The sequence below is a fragment of the Desertivirga arenae genome, assembly GCF_017355785.1.
Classification (GTDB): Bacteria; Bacteroidota; Bacteroidia; order Sphingobacteriales; family Sphingobacteriaceae; genus Desertivirga; species Desertivirga arenae.
In genome coordinates, this window is the sequence record NZ_JAFEWE010000010.1 from 1 (window position 1) to 21025 (window position 21025).

The window sequence follows — 21025 nt, forward strand, 5'->3', positions numbered from 1 at the left end:
TTCAGCAAGAACAATTGCTATATTCGAGCTAAATAAAATGTAATCCTTAATCAGGATATGTTAAGTCCTATTCAGGACGATGTCAAATTAATCCAGGACGAGTGTAAAGCTATACTAGGACTAGACACTAAGGGGCCACCTTCGGGACAGGTTCGAGGCAAGTTCGGAAAGGCTTCGAGGATTTTCGAAGAAGGTACCCCCTTTTCTCGAACAATCCTCGAAGAAAGTATTGTTCCTTCCGCAATTCTCCGCAAAAGTCCGCAAATCCCCGTAAAATGCCGCGTTGCCTTCTAAGCCTACAAATAAGCAACATTAGCTTCCTAACTTTGCATCAGACAATAAAGAAACAAGGATGAAAACACTTGAACAGAGGCTTATGATAATGATTATGAAAAGCTTACGGAAATTAAACAGTACAATTCAGGAATCATTAATCTCCTTTTTTAAAGGTGAGCAGCACATTATCAGAATTATAGAGGTAAAGCATTCTGTTCTTAATTTCATAACGCTTCACATTCTCCAGGCTGGATACCATCTCATTCTCCAGGTCCATCACACCGTCGCAATACATTTTTGTAGATATCAAACCTTCGAAGGTCAGCTGATCTTTTCCCATAAGAGTAAAATCCCCTTTGATGGAATTGCAAAATGCCTTGCCACTAACCTCCTGTTTCTTGCTAAACTCCAGAAAGGCATTCTTATTAGTAACAACAGGTTTATGCTTAATAGCTGTTAGCACCCACCGATGTCCATCCAAACCGATCACCTCGTTTTCGGGTTTTAGGGCATTGCAGGAGAAGAGGATTAGTATAAAAAAGAGGGGTAAATATAGTTTCATAATAGTAAGTTTATAAAATAATAACAGAGCAAAACGACGGATGTTTTTATCTCCCCAGTGATGCACCCGCTCAACGTTACCTAAATATTTTGTGCAATTACAAAGCCACTGGCCCAGGCCCACTGAAAATTGTAACCACCGAGCCATCCGGTTACATCCACACATTCTCCTCCGAAAAACAATCCAGGTACCTTTTTAGCTTCCAGCGTTTTAGATGAAAGTTCGTCGGTAGCTACTCCTCCACGCATTACTTCTGCGCGATCGTAGCCTTTATCACCTGCTGGTTTAACCTCGAAATGATGAATGAAATGTTCTATCTGATAAAGGTCGTCCTTACTTAAGGAGGCAAGGTTTTTATCAACAGGAAGATACTTGCGAAGTGCTTCTGCAAACTTCTTCGAATAAAGATGGGCCAAAAGCGATAACAAAAGTTTTTTACCATTAGTCAATCTTTCTGAATCAATGAGATCTAGAATGGATTGCTGAGGGAGCATATCAATTTCAATCGTTTCACCAGGCCGCCAATAGGAGGAGATCTGTAGAATGGAAGGACCGCTTAAGCCCCAATGCGTAAAGAGTATATTCTCTTCAAAACTTATCTTACTATTACTTACCCTGCAAAAGATGCTGTTTCCGGATAACGCGGCAAACCAGTCTGCATCTTTACCGGTAACTGTTAGAGGCACGAGGGCTGGGGCAGTTTTAGTTACGCGCAGACCAAAGTTACGGGCAACCTTAAGGCCGAAGTCAGAAGCCCCCATTTTCTGTACTGGTAGACCGCCTGAAGCTACTACCACAGCAGGAACTTCAACCTCTTTCGTTTTAGTCCCAAGAGTATAAATCACCTTAAAACCGCCTTTAACCGTTTGTTCAACTGATTTAACTTCTGCATTACAAAGAATAGTCTGATCGAAATCATGACAGAGATTTACAAAAACGTCGACGATATCCTTTGCTTTATTGCTTTCAGGAAATAATTGGCCCAATGTTTTTTCAGTGCCAACGATCCCATAGGTTTCAAAAAAACTGATGGTATCTTCTACTGTAAATTGTGAAAAGGCCGATTTACAGAAGTGTTCGTTCTCGGAAATAAAGTTGGTGGCCGAAGCATAAAGATTGGTGTAATTACATCGCCCCCCTCCAGAAATAAGGATTTTTGCACCGGGTTTGTCTGCCTTTTCCAAAACCAGTACCTTTTTACCAAGATAGCCTGCTTGAACAGCACACATCAATCCACAGGCACCTCCCCCAATGATAACAGCATGATACATTGCAGCAAAGGTAGCAATAAGCACGAGGTGCCAAATGCAGATATCTGTTAGTTTACACGTGGATGGGAATTAACTGCCCGGAACCAGCTTAATTAGTTTCCCTGGCCCCTCTGTAATCACGTAAATAAATCCATCCGGACTTTGAGCTACGTGCCTAACTCTGGCTACATTCTCTAAAAGTTTTTCTTCACTAACAAAGCTCGTCCCATTTAATTTTATCCTTCCTACATATTTAAAAGAAAGGTTTGCGATCAACAGGTTACCTTTCCAGCCGGGGTATTTATCGCTGCTTACTAATGCCATCCCACATGGAGCTGGCGAAGGAACCCAGTACTTTACTGGTTTTTGTATCCCTTCCATTTCGGTTTTATCTGAGATGGGAGTACCGTCGTATCCTATGCCGTAAGTAACAACCGGCCAACCGTAATTCTTACCTTTCTCTACGAGGTTTAACTCATCACCTCCCTTAGGGCCATGTTCTACTGCCCACAGACGGTTGTTTTCCTTATCGTATACCATTCCCTGAGGATTTCTATGCCCGTAACTCCAAATGGAAGGACGTGCATTGGAGGTATTTACAAAGGGGTTATCCTGAGGCACTCTTCCATCATCGAAAACTCGGTGTATCTTACCAAGATCATTGGATAATTCTTGAACTTTCTCATTCGTGCCCCTCTCGCCAGCTACAATATAAAGGTATCCCTCATTGTCAAAAGCTATCCTGCTACCAAAGTGGATGCCTGCAGAATTAACCGGACTAGCCTGAAATATTTCTTGCTTTTCAACCAGCTCGTTTCCTCTTAACTTAGCACGCATCACTGCAGTAGCTCCGCCCCCACTTACTGGCTTTGCAAAAGCGAAATAGATCCAGCCGTTTTCATCGTATTTGGGATGGGTTTGTATATCCAGTAAGCCACCTTGCCCATTGGTGTACACATTAGGAACACCAGTGAGTTTCTGACCTGTATATTTATCGTCCTTAAAAACCAAGATTTCCCCGGAACGCTCTGTTACCAGTAGCCGTCCGTCTGGCAGCCAAGCCATCCCCCAGGGATTAGAAAAGTTCTCATAAAGAGTAACGGGTTTAACTTTTAAAGGGGAAGTTTGTGTACTATCACCTTCTACCACGATTTCTTTTGGCGCCTCGGAGCTTGAACTACCTTGCTTACAAGCCAAAATAAATGAAGACACAAGTAAAAGTACCAACTGATATTTCATGGGATATTGCTTTAGTATTTTGAATAACAAACAGATAAGCTATTTGTGCTAAAGAGGGTTTATAAAAGAAAAGGCGATAAGCATTTACACCTTATCGCCTGGAAAAATAGTGTGAGGAGGGTCTACTTTTTGCGCGCTTTAAGCAATGCGAAAATAGCGGCAGTGGCCACAGTGGTAATAACCACTTTCTTAATAAGTCCCTGACGATTATATTTCCATTCGGCATTCCATCCCCTTTCGGCAAATATATTCGGAATGTGACCACGTTTGAGATCGTCAATAATTCCTTCAACCATATTAACACGGTCTGCAAGGATTAAAGGCAACCAATGACCATAACTACCTTCGCTGTATTGGAAGGCGTACCTCCGGATGCGACCACTTAGACCAGATGGAGGTGTAGAGGTTCCAAACACAGCGGTAAGATTTGGCCGTTCATTGGACTGAAGGATTTCAACCGTAGGTTGCTGTTGAGGAGGTCTCTCCCAGGTATAACCCTTGTGTTCTTCATCCGTCTTATGTTTCATCGGATAGGTTGGGTCATTAATAGGATCAGCATCCTGGGCCCAACCTTTTATGTTTTTAAATTCTGTTGTGTTTTCCATAGTAGATTAGTTTAAACTCTCGCTGATGGCGGTATTAGGACTGGCTTAATACAATTATCTAATTTACGCGAGAAGATATGATAAGCATCAGAGATCTCTTCTAATGGTACGCGGTGGGTAATGATATCTTTCGGACTTAGACGGCCTTGCTGAACATGTTCAATAAGTCTCGGCAGAAGGCGTTTCACAGATGCCTGATTAGCCCGTATAGTGATACCTTTGTTTACCACGTTACCAATTGGAATTAAGTTTCCTGTTGGTCCGTAAACCCCTACAATAGATACAATTCCTCCTTTTTTAACCGAATTAATAGCCCAGTGCAAGGCTGTTGCAGAACCTGCCTGCATCAATGTTTTCCTTCCGGTAATGGTTTGCATGGCGCTTCCGGCGGCCTCACATCCAACTGCATCGATACAGACATCGGCACCTAACCAATCAGTTGCTTTCTTAAGGAATAAAACAGGGTCTTCCAACGACTTAAAGTTATATACTTCAGCGTTTGCGTAGTTTTTCACGAACTCAAGACGATAATCAATATGATCTATCACAATAACCCGTTTAGCCCCAAATAACCACGAACATTTGGCAGCCATAATACCAATAGGGCCTGCTCCAAAAATAACCACTGTATCTCCCGGCTGTATCCCTCCCATTTCAGCAGCCTGATACCCTGTTGGAACTACATCTGTCAATAAAACGGCGTCGTCCGGATCCATGTCAGCGGGAATAACTGTGGGACCAACATCAGCATAAGGAACCCTTACATATTCTGCCTGCCCGCCGTCGTAACCTCCTGCGGTGTGCGAATAGCCAAATATGCCACCGACGGCTGTAGCCTGTGAGTTTGATTCGTGACAATTCCCGTATAGTTCTTGTTTACAAAATGCACATTGGCCACAAGCGATATTGAAGGGTACCATTACATTGTCTCCAACCTTCAATTTTTGGACAGATGGTCCCACTTCTTCCACCACACCTATAAATTCGTGCCCGAACGTCATGCCTACTCGAGTATCTGGAACCAGGCCATGATACAAGTGTAAATCGGAACCACAAATGCAGGACCTGGTTACACGAACAATCGCGTCATTAGGATGAAGTATCTCAGGATAAGGCTTTTGGTCAACACGAACCCTAAAGGGTCCTCTATAATTCATAGCTAGCATAGTGTTTCCTTTCTGTTTTTAATACCACGTATGATAATCAATGAATGTTTGTAAAAATTTAAAAAATGAAAGAACGTGAAAGAAAAATATACTGCTTAAACGAAATTGATTTTCAATGGTCAAATAAATACTTTGGGATTATTTTCCATTATACTTTCTAAAACAAGTTGTATAGTTAATGTTTATTTTAATATGGCAAGCAATAACAGACAAACATTAGTAAAATATGCAGGCTTAATGCTTGCTACAGGCTTAGTTTCGGCTATTATGGCTATCAGCGGTTACCGATACTTCGATAACCAGCAGTTAACCTCAATAGCTCCAGCATCCAATTATAAGATCAGCTATGCTAATTTTCCTGAAAACGCGCAGATTCCGGCAGCACCTGATTTTGTGCAGGCAGCTGCAGCAGCTAGTCCGGCGGTTGTTCACATAAAAACCACGTACACATCGAATCAATCCTCAAGAAGCTTCTACGATGAATTATTTGGCGGTGGCGGACAATCGAATTCCCCTGCAAGGGCATCCGGCTCGGGTGTGCTTATTTCTGCTGATGGATATATTGTAACGAATAATCACGTAGTTGAAAATGCCAGTCAGATAGAAGTATCACTACCAGACAGACGGTCTTTTACAGCAAAATTGATCGGCCGTGATCCGAACACAGATCTGGCTTTATTAAAAGTTAATGGTTCCAACCTTCCTATTGTTGAACTTGGTAATTCAGACCAGGTACAAGTGGGCGAATGGGTACTGGCTGTAGGATATCCTCTTTCCCTAAACTCGACCGTCACTGCCGGCATTATCAGTGCAAAAGGAAGAAGTATAGGAATTTTAGATCAGGCTGAGCCTGGGCAAGGACAAAGGCAAGGTGAACAAGCTGGCAGTACAGCAGTGGAATCTTTCCTGCAAACAGACGCAGCTATAAATCCAGGAAATAGTGGCGGTGCCCTGGTTAATTCCTCTGGCCAGCTCATAGGTATTAACGCCGCTATAGCTTCTCAAACAGGTAGTTATGCGGGTTATGGTTTTGCTATTCCAATCAATCTTGCTAAAAAGATCATTAGCGACCTGAGAAGTTATGGTGAGGTAAGACGTGGTTATCTTGGTGTTAGTTTCCCTGCCCCTTCTGCTGAAGAGCAATTGTTAAAGCAACAAGGGATCAATCCAGGTTCTGTGCAAGGAGTATATATTACGGGTGTGCAGCAAGGAAGTGCCGCAGCAAGTGCCGGACTAAGAGAAGGCGATGTGATCCAAAGCATTGATGGAACAAGGGTTGCCTCTTCTGCTGAGTTTTCTGAAAGAATTGCACGACACAGGCCAGGTGATAAGGTTCAGTTATCCTATTTAAGGAATGGGCGGACAGCAAATACTAGTGTTACGCTTAAAGGAGAGCAAACAGCTTCAGCACCTCAAAGCAGTTCTTCGGTGCTGCAGGGTAAATTAGGGGCTACCTTTGGGGCTTTACCTTCTAATGTTAAACAGTATTACGGTTTGAGCCGCGGGGTACTTGTTACCGGAATAGAACGAGGTGGCTATTTTGAAAGAGCAGGAATTCCAAAAAATACAGTAATTTTCAGAGTTAACGGTCAATCTGTAACTAGTGATGCTGATATTAACGCAGCTTTAGCAGCATCGCGTAATGGGATGGTACGGATAGAAGGTATTACACCAGATGGAATGCGATTTGTAGTTAATTTCCCAACTGGAGCTTAAAAGAGCTACAACAAAAAGCGGCGGTCCTGATTAAGATCGCCGCTTTTTCATTTAGTTCATTTTTTTTATTTCAACACGTCTGTTTCTGGCTCTGTCGGCCTCCGTTGTATTTTTAGTTATTGGCTTGCTTTCACCATAGCCAACCGTGCTTAAATTACCAGCACTGATTCCGGCATTAACCAAATAAGTTTTAACAGCAGTTGCCCTGTCTTCTGATAGCGACTTATTATGCTGCTCTGTCCCCTCGGCAGAAGAATGTCCGCTGATTTCGAATGTTGTTGTCGGACTCTTTCTCATCTCTGCAGCTATTTTATCTAAAACTTCGTAAGAGAAAGTTTTCAATACTGCCGAATTAAATTCGAATTGAATGTTCTTAAAGTTGAAATTCATACTTTCAGAGGCAGATGTTTGATTGGTTGAAGGCTGTGGAGTAGGCGCTGCACTTGGTTTCTTTTCTTCAACTACAGGCTTTTCCTTTTCAACCGCTGGAGGAGGAACATCTTTTGTCAATTTCTTCTTCGATTTGCACGAGCTGAAAGAAACTACCAAGCCGGCAACAAGCATTGGTGTAAGTAAAGTTCTTAATAATTTCATATCTCTTTGTGTGATTAAGGTGCTAATCTATAAAAAAATCAAATACTTTCCTGTTGTTGCCTACAGATCAGGCTTTTCGGCGCACGCCTCTAACCGCTTCTGCTTCCAGTGGATTCTCTGGCCAGGAGTGCTTGGGATATCTCCTTTTAAGTTCTTTACGTACCTCAAAATAAGCATTAGCCCAGAAGCTTCTTAGATCTGATGTTACCTGTACTGGCTTAAATCCTGGTGATAAAAGATGCAGCACCACGCCTTGCTTTCCATTGTTAATGCTTGGGGTATCCATCAGGCCGAAAACTTCCTGAAGGCGAACTGCAAGTACCGGGGTTTCTCCATGGGGAAAGTATTGGAGTTTAATCTCTGAACCACTAGGAACCCTTAAAGCTGCTGGGGCTAATTTATCCAATTCGAGCCTAAGATTGTAGTCAAGGTTATCTTGTAAGATCTGAGCGAGATTCAACCGCCTTAGATCATCTGGTTTCCGTATCTTGGAGAGATAGGACCACAACCAATCCTTATTGTTCTGTAAAAGTGAGGCAGTGCTTACGTCTGGCCAGTGCTCATCACCATTCCATTTCTTCAAACTCAAAATTCGGTTTTGCCATGCTTCAAGGTCTTCATCGAAATTCAATAAGGCCTCTCCTTCTTGTCGTATTGCTTCAGCAACTACTTCTCCAATCATTTCCTCGTTTACTTCAGCAAGTGCAGAAGATTTCAATACCAATACTCCTATTTTTTGCTCTTTTAGGGCAATCAATCCTCCTTTACGAGTATCCCAGGAGATATTTTCTTTCTCCTTCGAGAGATGGATAACGTCGCTTGTCTGCAGGGGTGCAGCAATAAAGATCTTTCCGGCCCCTTTTCTGGCATCTAAATGTGCAATAGCGATCCAGGGTTCTCTTGAAAGTTCATCTTCTTTATCCATCAGCGCTGTGCGTCCATTAGCTAACTGGTACTGTCCCTCCGTGCCGTTTTTAAGCGATGCTATGCGTTCGGGATAAGCATAGGCTAGCAACCTCCCTGTTTCATAATTCTTAACTATACCATTACTGGCATCAACCTTGAATAGCTTTCTATAAGCCAATGCTACCTTTTCTATATTCTCCCAGCGACGCTCCTTCCGGCCCTCCCGGCGGTATCTACGAAGTGCTTCAATCCGTAAGTTAAGATCTGAACCAACAATAGACAGAGGGTCACGCTCTTCCAATAGGGCTGCTATGTCTGTTGCCAGAGGCAATTCGGCAGTATCTTCTGCCATTAAGAGCATATTGGCGATCCGAGGGTGACAAGGCAGATGGTTGATACGTTTCCCTAAATTGGTGATCTGATTATTATCAATAGCGCCGAGAGACACCAGTAGCTCTTTTGCTCCTGCAATATTAGAAACTGGAGGAGTGTTTAACCAGGTAAGGTCAGAGAAATTTGTTATTCCCCACTGATGTAAGTTAAGGATTAAGGGACTTAGATCAGCATCGAGAATTTCAGGTGTACGGAATTCTGCCATCCTGGTCTCTGTTGCTTTTGACCACATCCGGTAGCAACACCCCTCGCTCAACCGCCCGGCCCTGCCCGCTCGCTGATCCGCAGAGTCAAGCGATATAGGGATGGTCTTTAACCCTGACAAGCCCGATTTGAAATCAAATTGGGATTTCCTGGTAAAACCACTGTCTACTACTATTCGAATGCCTTCAATCGTTATACTTGTCTCGGCAATAGAGGTTGCTAACACGATCTTACGTCCTCCTGTTGGATGAGGTTGAATAGCTTCCTGCTGTTCTGCAAAGGATAATTGGCCGTACAAGGGATAAACATCTTCCAGCCTACCGCTACGCTTTAAAATGTCTTCACACTTTCGTATTTCTGCCTGGCCCGGCAAAAAAGCCAAAATATCTCCTTCCCTTTCTTTCAGCGCTTTAGCAATGGTCTGCGCACACAATTCTGGTATCGACTGAATATCCTGCTCTCCTGTATAGAGGATTTCCACAGCAAAGCTTCGCCCCTTACTTTCTACTACCTTGCTTCCCAGCATCTGTGGTAAATTGGCCAGGTCAAGCGTCGCAGACATTACCAGAATACGCAGATCGGGCCGCAGGATCTGCTGTGTTTCTCTGCAGAGAGCCAAAGCCAGATCAGCATGTATGCTCCTTTCATGAAATTCATCAAAGATCACCAGCGAGACTTCTTCAAGAGCATTGTCCGACTGCAGCATCCGGGTTAAAATACCTTCTGTTACCACCTCTATACGGGTTTGGGAGGAAACCTTGTTTTCAAACCGGATACGATAGCCAACCGTCTGACCTACCTTTTCATTCAGCATAGAAGCCATTCTGCTTGCAACTGAACTGGCCGCGAGGCGACGAGGTTCGAGAATGATGATCTTTTTTCCTGCCAACCAAGGCTCATCGAGGATTGCTAAAGGAAGAAGTGTACTTTTACCCGCTCCTGGAGGCGCTGCTACTATCAACGTATTGCCAGAAGCTAATTCCTGTTTAACAGCAGGAATGATATCTGTTACCGGGAGTTTATATTGATCAAAATTAAACACTGGAATCAAAAAAGAGCAATAAGCTCGGAATATTCCTCGCCATTGCTCTTAAACAAAAATATTTTTAAATAAAACCTTATCCTTTATCTATCACCTTCGCAACCTTGAAATAAGTGCCATCGTGTAGAGGCGCATTCTGCAGAGCTTCGCTTACCGAACTCTCTTTCTTTACTTCATCCTCCCGTAAAACATTGATCTCATCAGTGAGATAGATCAGAGGCTGTACGTTGCTGGTGTCCACTTCATTCAATTTCTCCATAAAATGAAGGATATTATTCATGTCTTTTAATAAAGATTCCCTTTCACCATCAGCAACTTCAAGTCTTGCCAGGTTTGCTATTTTTGTGATTGTTTCGTTATCTATATTCATTTCAGGCTAAACCACTTTTTATTATATCGTAAACTTTATCTCTAAGATCATCCGCGTCTTCGGTATTAAGATCGGCGGTTTCAATTGGAGCATGAATGCAAATATGGCAAATTCCCGGACGACTTCCATATTTACTTCCATCATCCCACATCAACTGCCATGCATCTGTTATAGAAATGGGAATGATAGGAACCTTATTCTCGATAGCCAAACGAAAAGGCCCATTCTTAAAGGGTAAAAGAACTGGTGGGAATTCGTCTCCTATCCCTCCCTCCGGAAAAATTATTACGCTGATTCCTTCTTTTAAATACTCAGCAGTTCGTTTAAAAGCTTTAAATGAAGAAATGCGGCTACTGCGGTCTACCGGGATATCTATCGTTTTGAAGAACATCCCTAAAACGGGATTATCCAATAACTCATCTTTACCAAGGAAAGCAAAGTTATTCCTGGCCATCAAAGTCATAGCAGTGATATCGAGGTTAGAAGTATGGTTTGCGCAGAAGATATAGGTACGGGACCAATCAATCTTTTTTTCTACGTTGTAGCGATAGGCGAAACCAGCAAAGGCCGAACTTAAAAGTGCAAATGCTCTTCTAAAATGATTAAGGATTGGATACCGTTCCTTCTTACGGGAAAAAAAATACAAAAAGGGAAAGAATAGGGCGAAGAAAAAGACTATTACAGCAATATAGACGCCTTTATGTACCTTCTTTAAAAATTGTTTCATTCAGTCCAAAAATATAAAAATTCCTTACTTTCGTCACCCGTATGGAAACAGTTGTAAGCGGTATACGCAGTACCGGCAAACTTCATTTAGGTAATTACTACGGAGCAGTGCAGAATTTTGTTAAGATGCAGCACGAGTATAACTGCTACTTCTTTATTGCAGACTATCATTCTTTAACTACCCACCCTACTCCTGACGATCTTCACGGAAATGTAAAGCAGGTTCTGATAGAGTACCTTGCAGCGGGAATTGATCCTGAAAAGGCTACTATATATGTTCAATCTGATGTTCCTCAAATTGCTGAGTTATATCTGTTCCTGAATATGAACGCTTATATGGGCGAGTTAGAGAGAAGCACCTCCTTTAAAGATAAGGTAAGGTCGCAACCTGATAATGTTAACGCCGGATTACTTACTTATCCGGTTTTGATGGCTGCAGATATTTTAATTCATAAGGCCACTAAGGTGCCCGTTGGTAAAGACCAGGAGCAACATCTTGAAATGGCCCGCACTTTCGGTAATCGCTTTAATCGCTTATACAATACGGAATACTTCCCGGAATCCTTCGCTTTTAGTTTTAGTGACAAACTGGTTAAAGTTCCTGGCCTTGATGGTAAAGGTAAAATGGGTAAATCAGAAGGCGAAGCAAATGCGGTCTATCTTTCAGATAGTGTAGAAGTAATAAGGAAGAAAGTAATGCGCGCGGTGAGTGACAGTGGTCCTACTGAAGAAAATCAGCCGAAGCCTGAGCCGATCCAAAATCTTTTTGATTTGATGAAGATTGTTTCTTCTACAGATACGTATACGCATTTTGATGAGCTCTATAATAAATGTCAGATTCGTTATGGCGACTTTAAAAAGCAATTAGCTGAAGACATGATCATTGCTACCGAACCCGTACGCGAAAAGATCAATGCAATAGCTGCAGATACGGAGTACTTGAGTAAAGTGGCAAAAATAGGCGCAGAAAAAGCAAGAGAAAGTGCTTCCAAAACAATTCGCGAAGTAAGGGAGATTATAGGCTTTCGCTCCTTTTAATAAAAATCTGATTCGGCGCATTTAGAGCGTAAAGAAGCAGAGACCTGGTGCCGTCAAGAAAATCGTAGTGCGCACTCATAAATCGTAAATTAAAATTATACTTTTACAGTATGCATATTGCCATAGTAGGAAATATTGGAGCAGGTAAAACAACGCTTACTGAATTATTATCAAAACACCTTGGATTTGAAGCTCATTTTGAGGCAGTAGACAACAATCCTTACCTGGAGGATTTCTACAGCGACATGAAGCGTTGGAGTTTTAATCTTCAGATATATTTCCTGAACAGCAGGTTTAATCAGATCAGGGAAATAACCAGCGGCGACAGGAATATTGTTCAAGACCGCACGATCTATGAGGATGCTTACATCTTTGCTGAAAACCTCCACGAGATGGGCTTGATGACTAGTCGCGATTATGATAATTATCGGGCAATTTTCGACAATATGACTTCCTTCATTAAGCCTCCGGATCTTTTGATCTACCTGAAAGCGTCTGTACCTACTTTGGTTAACAATATTCAAAGAAGAGGTCGTGAATACGAAGCCGGAATCCGTTTAGATTATCTTTCTAAGTTGAATGAGAAATACCAGAAATGGATTGGCGGATACAAGGAAGGAAAATTACTCGTATTGGATAAGGACAAGTTGGATTTCGCAAACAACCCCGAAGATCTTGGCTTTATTATTCAAAGCATCGAACGAGAAATACACGGATTATTTTAAGAACCATAGCTTAACATGCAACAAAGCTCGACAGCAGAGACGCCTGCAACCACAATAACTAAAATTCTTGGAGTAATTCCGGCCAGATACGCTTCAACTCGCTTTCCTGGGAAACCTTTGATTGACATTGAAGGAAAAAGTATGATACAACGGGTTTACGAGCAGGCATTGAAGACACAGAAGCTCGATGAGGTAGTTGTTGCAACGGATGATGAGCGTATTTTAATGCATGTTAGAGCATTTGGTGGTCGTGCCATCCTGACGGCTGACACTCACCAAAGCGGCACCGACAGATGTGCAGAGGTTGCTCAAAAACTTCCGGGCTTTGATATTATCATTAATATACAAGGAGACGAACCTTTTATAGATCCGAAGCAAATTGACATGGTGTGCAGTTGCTTTGCCCCTTCCGATACAGTATTAGCAACCCTGGTAAAACCAATTACAACAGAAGAAGAGTTGTTTAATGTAAACTCTCCTAAAGTTGTGCTGAACAAGCTTTCTGAAGCTATTTATTTCAGTAGGGCTACTATTCCTCATGTAAGAGGAACAGAGCAGAACGAATGGCTAAAAATGCACCAATTTTACAAACATATTGGAATTTACGGGTACCGTATCGATACTTTACAAAGCATTACCAGGTTACCTGTTTCTATTCTTGAGAAAACAGAAGCACTTGAGCAATTACGTTGGATAGAAAACGGCTACCGGATAAAAGTAGCGGTAACAGATATTGAAACTACAGCTATAGACACGCCCGACGATTTAAAAAAGGTGCTCAATCAAATTCAATAAATAAAAGCGCTGCCTTTGTTTCCAAAAGCAGCGCCTCAATCAACCTAACCTACAAAATACCTTATTTAATTGAAATTTCTCTTGTCAGAAGCTTCGCTTCTTCTTTTTTAGCTACACTAATTTTAAGGATACCGTCAGTATATTCGGCATCGATATTAGTTTGGTCAGCTGTCTCAGGAAGAGTAAATGACCTTACAAATGAGCTATAGTTATACTCTTTTCTACTGAACCTTTTATTTTCTTCAGTACTTTCTGCTCTTTTCTCAACAGCAATGCTTAATACATTCTTTTCGAGATTGATCTTGAAATCTTCTTTCTTTAATCCAGGAGCTGCTAGCTCTATATGAAATCCATTTTCAGTCTCTGCAATATTTACTGCAGGAACACGTGTGGTTAACCGGTCTGATACATAAGAGTCATTAAAGAAATTCTCAAACACATCAGAGAACCAAGGACTTAAAGCATTGTTGTTGTTACCGTTTGAAAATTTTACTAGTGCCATTTTTATTTCCTCCTATTATTTTTTTAATGATTTACCAGACTTATTTCAAGTTTTGTACCATTCGGCTTTTAGGAGAAAATTTAGCTACAAGAAGCCAAAATGGCCGGTAATAAAAATTACACCAGCCATTTTGTCTTCCTTATTTTAATTATCATGCTAGATTTGCAATGTGTTTATCGATCTTCTTCCCTATCTCTCCCCAAGGGAAATTATCTGAAAAGCCACCTTCAGCTGACTCCCACGACCAGGATTGGTCTTTTTCCCTATAGAGCTGTCCTATAAAAACAGAGTCCTGAACCACGGAGAAAGTTCCTTCGCTTTCTTCTACTTCATATAACTGACCATCAATTGTAAATTCAATTTGTTCCATTGGTTTTATATTAGTTTATATATGGAAAGTAAGTTCGCTTTTTTTTGTTTCATTAAAATGACCATAGTCATAATTCTGAGTAACATTAAGGGTGATTATAATAGGAGGGATTTCTTCTAATCAGGAAAGCCCCAGCGACAACAGCCAACAAAAGAAGAATTCCTACAAATTGATGGAGAACTGCATAGTAGATAGCATGACTATACATACTATTCAAAAGCGCCAGTATTCCCAGGACAACTTGCACAGTTACCAATAATAATACAAGGCCACGATACTTTCGAACCCAGCATTTCTGCTCTATCTTTCCAGCCTGGTAGAACCATACTATAATTAACAAAGCAATCAGATACGCTAATCCCCTATGGATAAATTGAATGACTATAGGATCATTTATTAAAACCCAGGTGGTTGCAGTAGAACTAAACATGGAAGCTGGGACGATTTGTCCATTGATATCAGGCCAGGTTGCACCATACAAAGCAGCATGGGATCCGGCCATGAAAGCACCGTAGATCATTTGAAGAAATAATAGCATCAGTAGAATAGAGGTTGTTATTCTAAGCCCTCTTCCATAGCGGATTTGATTTACTGGAACAGCCAACTTCATGGTAAACCATTGCAAATAAACCAGCAATACCAGGGCACTGATAAAGTGTATTGCTAGTTTTACGTGATTAACAACAACGTCGGTGTCGTTCAAACCGCTTTTTACCATAATCCAGCCAATCAAACCCTGAAGACCACCCAAGACAAATAAAATAATCAGGGGTACGATCATTCTCCGGCTTATCCTCTTTTTTATAATGAAAACAATGAAGGGAATAATAAATACAAGACCAATAAGCCTTGCCCACTCTCTGTGGAACCACTCCCAGAAGAATATTGATTTATAATCAGACAAAACGAAATGGCTGTTAAGCTTTTTAAATTGCGCTATCTGTTGATATTTTTCAAAGCTTTCTTGCCAGGCTTTTTCGGTTAACGGTGGGATTGCTCCTAAAAGGGGTTTCCATTCTGTAATGGAAAGGCCAGAACCGGTTAGCCGGGTAATGGCGCCAAGCAGGATTTGAAAAATTAACATGACCACTCCTATCAGAAGCCAAACAATGATAAGTCTCTCTTTCTTCAGAATACTTGTTGAGGATATTACAGACATGGATGCAATTTGAATTAAAAACCTTAATCGTTCAATGACGGGTGTCATTTTTTAATACCTAGTTATGGGGAACTAGCTTTAACAGTAATTTGAAGGGTGAACTTTATTTTTCAAACCTTGCATCTTTACGAATTATTTAGTCTACCTTTATGTTTTTAATAAATAATATAATGCAAAAAGGAACAGTAAAATTTTTCAATGAAACTAAAGGTTTCGGTTTTATCATCCCGTCAAATGGCGGAGGCGAAATCTTTGTTCATTCTACAGGACTTGTTGACAACATTCGCGAGAATGACAATGTTGAGTTCGAAGTAGAACAAGGTCGTAAAGGACCTAATGCGGTAAATGTGAAGGTAGTTTAATTACTATAGAAATATTAATCGGAAAAGCATTTCTCTTAAAAAGGGAAATGCTTTTTTTTTGTGATCAGGTTTAGAAAATTATCTTGCTAAGTGTGGAAGTAATTATCTTAATTAAGATGGAAGCCCTGGATTTTTCACCTAGGCTTCAAACTTGTATCCTACTCCCTTCACGGTGCTTACGTAGTTTTCGCCAAGCTTTTCGCGCAGCTTTCTGATGTGTACATCTATTGTACGATTGGTTACCACTACAGAGTCTTCCCAAATACTTTTCAATATCACCTCTCTGGTATAAACCTTTCCTGGCTTGGAAGCAAGCAAATACAATAACTCAAATTCCTTTTTTGCGAGCACTGTTTTTTCACCGTGTCTGTAAACGAGGTAAGTTTCGCGGTCTATGACTAAATCAGAGATCTCCAATTTATTTTCTGCAACGTCTTCTGTCTGGCTATTTCTCCTTAAGATAGCATTTATCCGGCTAACAAGGGCTCTTGGTTTTATTGGCTTGGCGATGTAATCATCAGCGCCAACGTTGAATCCCGCAATCTCTGAATATTCTTCACTGCGGGCAGTTAAAAACACCATGAACGTGTTTTTAAATTCATTCATTGTGCGTAGTAGTCTGCATGCCTCGATACCATCCATCTTAGGCATCATTATATCAAGAATGATAAGATCTGGATGAACTTTCTTTGCTTCAGAAACACCTTCTTGTCCATTAGAGGCAGTATAAACCTGATAACCTTCTTTTTTAAGATTATATTCTATAAGCTCACGGATATCCGGTTCGTCATCTACAATGAGAATTTTTTGCTTTGTTGAACTCATGACTTTATTTTATGCCACTAAAGTATAACGAGAACTGCAGGAAACAGTTAAGGCAATATTAAATAATTGTTAAGAATTACAAATCCTTAACACAACGATGAGTTTATCTCAATGTTTTCTTTAAGAATTCTTCAAGCTGATTGCCCCGAAGGTTTTTTGCTACGATCTTCCCTTGCGGATCTATAAGAAATGAAGAAGGTAATGCCTCTACCTGGTATTTCTTAGCGATGTTGCTTTCCCACTGATTAAGCTCCGAAACATGATTCCAACTAAGATGATCGTCATTGATAGCTTTCTTCCATGCATCCTTTGAATTATCAAGAGAAACACCGAGAATAGTAAAGTTTTTACCACTGTAGGCCTTGTACTGCTTAACAAGATTTGGATTTTCCTCGCGGCAAGGAGGACACCAGGAAGCCCAAAAGTCTATAAGAACATACTTTCCTCTTAAACTGGATAGCTTAATATTAGATCCTTCAAGAGATGGGGCTTCGAACTCAGGAGCTGTCTGTCCTATAGCAAGACTCTTTATTTTGTCTGTGTAAGCAAGGAACTCCTGCACTGCTTTATTGTTAGCGAACTTACCCTTGATCTGTTCTGCATATGCAACTACTGGTTGCTCGTATTGCGTGCGATCAAGAGAGCTCATAGCATAAAATCCCGCGAGGTTATCCTTATTCTCGTTACCAAACTTAATAGAGGCCTGCGCAAACTCATCCATGTTTTCTTGAAAAACAGGCGTCATTACTGCTACTATGGAATCTCTTAAAGCAGGGTTCTTCGAAACCGTCTCTTCGTATCTACGCTGTAACTCGGCAAATTTCTTTTGGTGGGAAGCGCTTATTTTATTAAAGTCCTCTAACTTATCAGCCAGTTCTGAACCATCAATAGTATACTCGCCAGAAGGATTTTTATAATCTGCCCTAAATTCAAGGTCATCACCATTCTGCGCCAGTAATAAATAGTTCTTTTCACCAGGGGTAACAATAAAATAGAAATCAGGATCAGGTGAAGCTACATTGAATTTAAACTCCTTGTCTTCATTTAATAAAGCAGAGTCAACCACCATACCCTGCTTATATAAATAAACCTGCTTAATAGTGTCTGCATTTTCGAGTTTCCCGTTCAAGGTAAACTGATCTTTATTTTTACAAGCCGCAAGTAACGCCACCAGCACTAAGGCTGCTCCTGAAATCCTTCTCACTTTAATGATTCTATTTTCTGTATAAGTAGTTTATTCGCTGTTTTAGGATCTATCTTTCCTCCGGAAAGTTTCATCAACTCTCCCATAAACAAACCTAAAACGCCTTTTTTCCCTTTATTGTATTCAGCTACTTTATCCGGGAATTTATTTACGGCCTGATCAATCAGCTGAGACAGCTGGTCTTCATCTGTGTCAATAACCAGGTTCAATTCATGTACGATCGTATCCACTGTTTTGTCCGGAGAATTAACCAATGCAGGAAACACCTGTTGTGTTGCTGCTGAATTGTTTATCTTGCCTGAATCTACCAGGGAGATGATCTCTGAGATTGATTTAGCAGAAATACCCAGTTCTGAAGCATCCTTCCCTTTCTCGTTTATAAGCGATTGCAAAGGCCCATTTACCCAGTTTGAAGCAGACTTATAATTTTTAGTGTAAGTAGCGATCTCTTCATAGAAATCTGCTACGGCCTTATCATTAGTTAACTGAACAGCGTCACTTTCTGACAAGCCGAATTGTGTCATATATTTCTTGATCCTTTGTTCAGGAAGCTCAGGTAGAGTATTACGAAGGCTTTCCACCCATTCTTCCGTTAAATGAAGCGGAGGCATGTCTGGCTCGGGGAAATACCGGTAATCCAGAGCCATTTCTTTAGAACGAAGTACGGAAGTAACTCCTGTAGCTGCGTCAAAATTCAACGTATTTTGATCTATCTTACCGCCTTCTTCAATAACGCTAACCTGCCGTTTAAATTCGTAAGTTATCGCTCTTTGCAGATTTCTTATAGAGTTCAGGTTCTTTACCTCACAACGGCAACCGTACTCGGTTTCTCCTTTTAACCTTACAGAAATATTAGCGTCGCAACGTAGGCTACCCTCTTCCATATTTCCATCACACACGCCAAGGTAGCGAACAATTTTCCGAACCTCTGAAAGATAAGCGGCTGCTTCTTCTGCAGAACGAATATCCGGTTCGGACACTATCTCCAACAAGGGAACACCAGCACGGTTCAGGTCAATAAGTGAATACTTATCGTCTCTGTCGTGCATGCTTTTTCCGGCGTCTTCCTCCATATGGATACGGTTTAACCTGATCTGCTTCGACGGTTTATCCTTTGAAGAAATAGTTACATAACCATCTTTACAAATAGGCAACTCATCCTGGGTGATCTGATAACCTTTAGGGAGGTCAGCGTAGAAATAGTTTTTCCTGTCAAAGCGATTAACCAAGTTAATACGGCAATGAGTAGCGAGGCCTAATTTTACTGCATAGGTAACAACTTCCCGGTTCACTTTAGGTAAAGTTCCAGGCAAACCCAGTGAAATTGGAGTGGTATGTTTATTTGGCTCAGCGCCAAAGAAAGCAGGATCTGAAGAGAAGATCTTTGTTTTGGTAGATAATTGAGCATGGATCTCTAATCCTATCACAAGTTCATACTTATCAAGAACTTCGTCATTAAGTTTTTTTGGTTCTGCAGCCATTAAAGTCATTAGGCCAAATATACTACTTCTGATCAAAATTTATAATTGATGGCATGAACTTTGAAATTTTGGTAATACATCAAAATCTATCTTATGAAAAAAATAATTTACACTGCAGTAATGCTGTGCATGGTATTGGCCGTAGGTACCGTTAATGCACAGGAACAAAAACGTTCTTCCGGTAATATTTCAGAACAACCATTATGGGGACCAGTTGGCTATAACACTGTGGCTTACTATTTTATCCCTGAAGTTAAATCCTATTATAGTGTGGCTGAAAAGAAATTCATTTATTTAGACCAAGGCAAATGGATGCAAGCTGAAGCGCTTCCTGAAGTTTATAAAAACGTGGATCTGTATTCAGCGTATAAAGTGGTGATCAACCGCCCCGAACCCTATCTTAATTACAAGGCACATGTCCTGAGATACGGACACTATAGTGACCAGAAAAACAAACAGGTAGCTATTGCCAATAGTACTAACTCAAAATATTTTGTTATTAATGGTCATCCAAAAGCATCAGAAGAACAGGCCTCTGTAAATAAGGATAATTAGGTAGATGTATTAGGAATAACTGTAAAAAACTTCAACGAACTTGAGCGGCTTCTTAGATAGAAGCCGCTTTTATTTTGGCCCTAAAGTACCGCCTGTCTAACTTTAATAAGCTTTTCAAGCAGTTGCTCTAATAAAGTAAGGTGCAACATATTAGCCCCATCAGACTTCGCGTTCTCTGGCTCAGGATGTGTTTCAATAAACAACCCATCTGCACCGACTGCAATCGCAGCCTTTGAAATTGTCTCAATTAAGGCCGGTTTTCCACCAGTTACTCCTGAAGATTGGTTAGGCTGTTGTAAAGAATGTGTACAATCCATCACAACTGGCACGCCAAATGAGCGCATCTCCGGAATATTCCGATAATCAACAATAAGATCCTGATAACCAAAGGTATTTCCCCTGTCGGTTAATATTACATTGTTATTTCCGGAGTCTTTAACCTTATCAACTGCAAATTGCATAGAAGAAGCAGAAAGAAACTGGCCCTTTTTAATATTTACCGTCTTACCTGTCTTTGCTGCTGCAATAAGGAGGTCAGTTTGTCGACACAGGAAAGCTGGGATCTGCAATACGTCTACGTATTCTGCCGCCATCACTGCCTCACTACTTTCGTGAATGTCGGTTACCGTTGGCACTCCGAACTCCTTACTAATCTTTGCTAGTATTTTCAGAGCCTTTTCATCCCCGATACCTGTGAAAGAATCTATCCGAGACCGGTTTGCCTTTTTATAAGATCCCTTGAATATATAAGGGATATTCAGCCGATCTGTGATAGTTACGATCTTCTCTGCTATACGAAGTGCGATATCTTCTCCTTCAATAGCACATGGGCCAGCCATTAAGAAAAAGTTCTTACTGTCGGCATGTTTGATGTTTGGGACGTTAAGGATCATAGTACGAAAATAAAAAAGTCGGAAGACATAACCAGTGGGTTAGCGTTCCGACTTCAAGTTTTTATAA

General features: G+C 41.0%; 23 protein-coding genes. 7 read left to right on the forward strand and 16 right to left on the reverse strand.

All coding sequences use genetic code 11. The features are described 5' to 3' along the window. The first annotated feature begins 57 nt into the window (after positions 1–57). Entirely contained in the window at positions 58–294 is a 237-nt protein-coding gene (locus tag J4N24_RS18015; RefSeq protein ID WP_207535119.1) for a hypothetical protein, read from the forward strand. A 136-nt stretch (positions 295–430) separates the two neighbouring features. Here J4N24_RS18015 and J4N24_RS18020 read toward each other — a convergent pair whose 3' ends face one another. The 5 genes from J4N24_RS18020 to J4N24_RS18040 all read right to left on the reverse strand — a co-directional run bounded on the left by J4N24_RS18020 (position 431) and on the right by J4N24_RS18040 (position 5089). Beyond that, a complete protein-coding gene (locus J4N24_RS18020) occupies positions 431–838 on the reverse strand; it encodes an META domain-containing protein (protein WP_207535120.1) in 408 nt (135 codons plus the stop codon). Positions 839–918: 80 nt separating this feature from the next. After that, a complete protein-coding gene (locus tag J4N24_RS18025; protein WP_207535121.1) occupies positions 919–2109 on the reverse strand; it encodes a BaiN/RdsA family NAD(P)/FAD-dependent oxidoreductase in 1191 nt (396 codons plus the stop codon). 69 nt (positions 2110–2178) lie between these two features. Next, positions 2179–3327, reverse strand: coding sequence for a PQQ-dependent sugar dehydrogenase (locus J4N24_RS18030; protein WP_207535122.1), 1149 nt, complete (start codon positions 3325–3327; stop codon positions 2179–2181). Positions 3328–3449: 122 nt separating this feature from the next. After that, positions 3450–3932, reverse strand: a complete 483-nt coding sequence (locus tag J4N24_RS18035) for a hypothetical protein (protein WP_207535123.1) — start codon at positions 3930–3932, stop codon at positions 3450–3452. 11 nt (positions 3933–3943) lie between these two features. Continuing rightward, on the reverse strand, positions 3944–5089 hold the full coding sequence (locus J4N24_RS18040; RefSeq protein ID WP_242691707.1) for a zinc-dependent alcohol dehydrogenase: 1146 nt from the start codon (positions 5087–5089) through the stop codon (positions 3944–3946). Between the two features lie 201 nt (positions 5090–5290). Between J4N24_RS18040 and J4N24_RS18045 the strand changes: the two genes are divergently transcribed. Then, positions 5291–6814 carry a trypsin-like peptidase domain-containing protein gene (locus J4N24_RS18045; protein WP_242691708.1) on the forward strand — a complete coding sequence of 508 codons (1524 nt, stop codon included), beginning with the start codon at positions 5291–5293 and terminating at the stop codon, positions 6812–6814. A gap of 51 nt (positions 6815–6865) precedes the next feature. On the opposite strand, the gene J4N24_RS18050 is transcribed toward J4N24_RS18045, so the two are convergent. The 4 genes from J4N24_RS18050 to J4N24_RS18065 all read right to left on the reverse strand — a co-directional run bounded on the left by J4N24_RS18050 (position 6866) and on the right by J4N24_RS18065 (position 11050). Then, positions 6866–7408 (reverse strand): OmpA family protein, encoded by a 543-nt coding sequence (locus J4N24_RS18050; protein ID WP_207535125.1) that lies wholly within the window; start codon positions 7406–7408, stop codon positions 6866–6868. Between the two features lie 67 nt (positions 7409–7475). Continuing rightward, on the reverse strand, positions 7476–9953 hold the full coding sequence (gene hrpB / locus J4N24_RS18055; protein ID WP_207535126.1) for an ATP-dependent helicase HrpB: 2478 nt from the start codon (positions 9951–9953) through the stop codon (positions 7476–7478). Positions 9954–10029: 76 nt separating this feature from the next. After that, a complete protein-coding gene (gatC, locus tag J4N24_RS18060; protein WP_207535127.1) occupies positions 10030–10323 on the reverse strand; it encodes an Asp-tRNA(Asn)/Glu-tRNA(Gln) amidotransferase subunit GatC in 294 nt (97 codons plus the stop codon). 1 nt (position 10324) lies between these two features. Then, positions 10325–11050 (reverse strand): lysophospholipid acyltransferase family protein, encoded by a 726-nt coding sequence (locus J4N24_RS18065; protein WP_207535128.1) that lies wholly within the window; start codon positions 11048–11050, stop codon positions 10325–10327. A gap of 41 nt (positions 11051–11091) precedes the next feature. Between J4N24_RS18065 and trpS the strand changes: the two genes are divergently transcribed. From trpS to kdsB, 3 genes are all read left to right on the forward strand, one after another. Further along, entirely contained in the window at positions 11092–12087 is a 996-nt protein-coding gene (gene trpS / locus J4N24_RS18070; RefSeq protein ID WP_207535129.1) for a tryptophan--tRNA ligase, read from the forward strand. Positions 12088–12197: 110 nt separating this feature from the next. Continuing rightward, positions 12198–12812, forward strand: coding sequence for a deoxynucleoside kinase (locus J4N24_RS18075; RefSeq protein ID WP_207535130.1), 615 nt, complete (start codon positions 12198–12200; stop codon positions 12810–12812). A 15-nt stretch (positions 12813–12827) separates the two neighbouring features. After that, positions 12828–13607, forward strand: a complete 780-nt coding sequence (gene kdsB, locus J4N24_RS18080) for a 3-deoxy-manno-octulosonate cytidylyltransferase (protein ID WP_207535131.1) — start codon at positions 12828–12830, stop codon at positions 13605–13607. A gap of 61 nt (positions 13608–13668) precedes the next feature. Here kdsB and J4N24_RS18085 read toward each other — a convergent pair whose 3' ends face one another. From J4N24_RS18085 to J4N24_RS18095, 3 genes are all read right to left on the reverse strand, one after another. Then, the gene (locus tag J4N24_RS18085) at positions 13669–14109 is read right to left on the reverse strand and encodes an Hsp20/alpha crystallin family protein (RefSeq protein WP_207535132.1); all 441 of its coding nucleotides are present in this window, start codon (positions 14107–14109) and stop codon (positions 13669–13671) included. A gap of 151 nt (positions 14110–14260) precedes the next feature. Continuing rightward, positions 14261–14479: a hypothetical protein gene (locus tag J4N24_RS18090; protein ID WP_207535133.1), complete on the reverse strand. Its 219-nt coding sequence runs from the start codon at positions 14477–14479 to the stop codon at positions 14261–14263. Between the two features lie 85 nt (positions 14480–14564). Beyond that, positions 14565–15638: a COX15/CtaA family protein gene (locus J4N24_RS18095; RefSeq protein ID WP_242691709.1), complete on the reverse strand. Its 1074-nt coding sequence runs from the start codon at positions 15636–15638 to the stop codon at positions 14565–14567. A 170-nt stretch (positions 15639–15808) separates the two neighbouring features. Between J4N24_RS18095 and J4N24_RS18100 the strand changes: the two genes are divergently transcribed. Further along, positions 15809–16000, forward strand: a complete 192-nt coding sequence (locus J4N24_RS18100; RefSeq protein WP_207422605.1) for a cold-shock protein — start codon at positions 15809–15811, stop codon at positions 15998–16000. Positions 16001–16138: 138 nt separating this feature from the next. Here the strand turns inward: J4N24_RS18100 and J4N24_RS18105 are convergent, their stop codons facing one another. The 3 genes from J4N24_RS18105 to gatB all read right to left on the reverse strand — a co-directional run bounded on the left by J4N24_RS18105 (position 16139) and on the right by gatB (position 19510). After that, positions 16139–16825 (reverse strand): response regulator transcription factor, encoded by a 687-nt coding sequence (locus J4N24_RS18105; RefSeq protein ID WP_207535135.1) that lies wholly within the window; start codon positions 16823–16825, stop codon positions 16139–16141. Positions 16826–16928: 103 nt separating this feature from the next. Beyond that, the gene (locus J4N24_RS18110; protein ID WP_369806241.1) at positions 16929–18029 is read right to left on the reverse strand and encodes a redoxin domain-containing protein; all 1101 of its coding nucleotides are present in this window, start codon (positions 18027–18029) and stop codon (positions 16929–16931) included. Continuing rightward, positions 18026–19510, reverse strand: a complete 1485-nt coding sequence (gatB, locus tag J4N24_RS18115) for an Asp-tRNA(Asn)/Glu-tRNA(Gln) amidotransferase subunit GatB (protein ID WP_207535136.1) — start codon at positions 19508–19510, stop codon at positions 18026–18028. Before gatB ends, J4N24_RS18110 begins: the two co-directional genes overlap by 4 nt. Positions 19511–19603: 93 nt before the next feature. Here gatB and J4N24_RS18120 point away from each other — a divergent pair, with 93 nt between their 5' ends. After that, positions 19604–20065 carry a hypothetical protein gene (locus J4N24_RS18120; protein WP_207535137.1) on the forward strand — a complete coding sequence of 154 codons (462 nt, stop codon included), beginning with the start codon at positions 19604–19606 and terminating at the stop codon, positions 20063–20065. A gap of 80 nt (positions 20066–20145) precedes the next feature. On the opposite strand, the gene kdsA is transcribed toward J4N24_RS18120, so the two are convergent. Then, positions 20146–20958: a 3-deoxy-8-phosphooctulonate synthase gene (kdsA, locus tag J4N24_RS18125; RefSeq protein WP_207535138.1), complete on the reverse strand. Its 813-nt coding sequence runs from the start codon at positions 20956–20958 to the stop codon at positions 20146–20148. Between the last annotated feature and the right edge of the window lie 67 nt (positions 20959–21025).

Bases quoted from the DNA above. Each gene is read 5' to 3' on its own strand.
- J4N24_RS18015 (WP_207535119.1), top strand. From the start codon at position 58: ATGTTAAGTCCTATTCAGGACGATGTCAAATTAATCCAGGACGAGTGT.
- J4N24_RS18020 (WP_207535120.1), bottom strand. From the start codon at position 838: ATGAAACTATATTTACCCCTCTTTTTTATACTAATCCTCTTCTCCTGC.
- J4N24_RS18025 (WP_207535121.1), bottom strand. From the start codon at position 2,109: ATGTATCATGCTGTTATCATTGGGGGAGGTGCCTGTGGATTGATGTGT.
- J4N24_RS18030 (WP_207535122.1), bottom strand. From the start codon at position 3,327: ATGAAATATCAGTTGGTACTTTTACTTGTGTCTTCATTTATTTTGGCT.
- J4N24_RS18035 (WP_207535123.1), bottom strand. From the start codon at position 3,932: ATGGAAAACACAACAGAATTTAAAAACATAAAAGGTTGGGCCCAGGAT.
- J4N24_RS18040 (WP_242691707.1), bottom strand. From the start codon at position 5,089: ATGAATTATAGAGGACCCTTTAGGGTTCGTGTTGACCAAAAGCCTTAT.
- J4N24_RS18045 (WP_242691708.1), top strand. From the start codon at position 5,291: ATGGCAAGCAATAACAGACAAACATTAGTAAAATATGCAGGCTTAATG.
- J4N24_RS18050 (WP_207535125.1), bottom strand. From the start codon at position 7,408: ATGAAATTATTAAGAACTTTACTTACACCAATGCTTGTTGCCGGCTTG.
- gatC (WP_207535127.1), bottom strand. From the start codon at position 10,323: ATGAATATAGATAACGAAACAATCACAAAAATAGCAAACCTGGCAAGA.
- J4N24_RS18065 (WP_207535128.1), bottom strand. From the start codon at position 11,050: ATGAAACAATTTTTAAAGAAGGTACATAAAGGCGTCTATATTGCTGTA.
- trpS (WP_207535129.1), top strand. From the start codon at position 11,092: ATGGAAACAGTTGTAAGCGGTATACGCAGTACCGGCAAACTTCATTTA.
- J4N24_RS18075 (WP_207535130.1), top strand. From the start codon at position 12,198: ATGCATATTGCCATAGTAGGAAATATTGGAGCAGGTAAAACAACGCTT.
- kdsB (WP_207535131.1), top strand. From the start codon at position 12,828: ATGCAACAAAGCTCGACAGCAGAGACGCCTGCAACCACAATAACTAAA.
- J4N24_RS18085 (WP_207535132.1), bottom strand. From the start codon at position 14,109: ATGGCACTAGTAAAATTTTCAAACGGTAACAACAACAATGCTTTAAGT.
- J4N24_RS18090 (WP_207535133.1), bottom strand. From the start codon at position 14,479: ATGGAACAAATTGAATTTACAATTGATGGTCAGTTATATGAAGTAGAA.
- J4N24_RS18095 (WP_242691709.1), bottom strand. From the start codon at position 15,638: ATGTCTGTAATATCCTCAACAAGTATTCTGAAGAAAGAGAGACTTATC.
- J4N24_RS18100 (WP_207422605.1), top strand. From the start codon at position 15,809: ATGCAAAAAGGAACAGTAAAATTTTTCAATGAAACTAAAGGTTTCGGT.
- J4N24_RS18105 (WP_207535135.1), bottom strand. From the start codon at position 16,825: ATGAGTTCAACAAAGCAAAAAATTCTCATTGTAGATGACGAACCGGAT.
- gatB (WP_207535136.1), bottom strand. From the start codon at position 19,510: ATGGCTGCAGAACCAAAAAAACTTAATGACGAAGTTCTTGATAAGTAT.
- J4N24_RS18120 (WP_207535137.1), top strand. From the start codon at position 19,604: ATGAAAAAAATAATTTACACTGCAGTAATGCTGTGCATGGTATTGGCC.
- kdsA (WP_207535138.1), bottom strand. From the start codon at position 20,958: ATGATCCTTAACGTCCCAAACATCAAACATGCCGACAGTAAGAACTTT.